This is a genomic window from Streptococcus suis, assembly GCF_002960425.1.
Lineage (GTDB): Bacteria > Bacillota > Bacilli > Lactobacillales > Streptococcaceae > Streptococcus > Streptococcus suis_S.
Genome location: NZ_POIZ01000015.1, coordinates 1 through 516, shown reverse-complemented (window position 1 = coordinate 516; position 516 = coordinate 1). Strand labels below are relative to the sequence as shown.

The window sequence follows — 516 nt, the reverse complement described above, 5'->3', positions numbered from 1 at the left end:
AGTGTAGGAGCAAGTCCATTCGTCAGATAGACTTCACCATTCAAACCACGTTTAGAGGGATTGATATTTCCTAACCTTTCAAGATGAGCTGGGCTGTTTTCTCTTCTGAGAGGAAATAAGAATCTGGGACGGTATCTTCTAGAATGTCCGATAATAAAGACCCGCTCTCTGTTTTGCGGGACTTGGAAGTCCTTACTGTTAAGCACCTGCCATTCGACATCATACCCCAATTCATCCAACGTGGAGAGGATTGTGGCGAACGTCCGTCCCTCGTCGTGATTGAGTAGGCCTTTGACGTTTTCCAAAAATAGAAAACGTGGTTGGATTTGTTTGGCCGCTCGAGCAATCTCAAAAAAGAGAGTCCCTCGAGTATCTTCAAATCCCAATCGTCTGCCTGCGAGTGAAAATGCTTGGCAAGGAAATCCCCCGCAGATGATGTCCACTTGCCCTCTAAATTGTCTAAAGTCATGGTCTGTGACCTCTTTAATGTCATGGTATTCTATTTCCCCTTCTGTG

General features: G+C 45.3%; 1 protein-coding gene. It reads right to left on the bottom strand.

Features of this window, described 5'->3' with window-relative positions; all coding sequences use genetic code 11:
• Window positions 1–516 (bottom strand): DNA (cytosine-5-)-methyltransferase (dcm, locus tag C1G57_RS01020; protein ID WP_153045599.1); only part of this gene is annotated, 516 nt, incomplete at both ends.